This window comes from Nocardioides malaquae, assembly GCF_015070385.1.
Classification (GTDB): Bacteria; Actinomycetota; Actinomycetes; order Propionibacteriales; family Nocardioidaceae; genus Nocardioides; species Nocardioides malaquae.
Genome location: NZ_JADCSA010000809.1, coordinates 1 through 251, shown reverse-complemented (window position 1 = coordinate 251; position 251 = coordinate 1). Strand labels below are relative to the sequence as shown.

Annotated in this window: 1 protein-coding gene; it reads left to right on the top strand. The window is 46.2% G+C overall.

Features of this window, described 5'->3' with window-relative positions; genetic code table 11:
• On the top strand, window positions 1-251 hold a 251-nt coding region (locus tag IEQ44_RS17375), incomplete at both ends, for a hypothetical protein (RefSeq protein WP_227487682.1).

The following is a 251-nucleotide window of genomic DNA, read 5'->3' as shown; positions in this document are numbered from 1 at the left end:
CAGTTTTGTGCATTCCAATTATCTGATTGGATGAACCAACCATGGACCGATGAAATCTTAACTACATTGCACAAGCCCAGACCAAGAGGAGCAGCCAACTCAGGGAGTGGGCGGGGACTTTGGGCTGAACCAGGCAAGTTACAAGTAGTTTTGGCTCTGTGGGAGGGGCCAAGTGCTTTTGGCAAAGGATATCCTAATTTCCATAAAGCTTGTCAACTTATGGAAGCACAAAGTGCTCTAAAATATCCAGG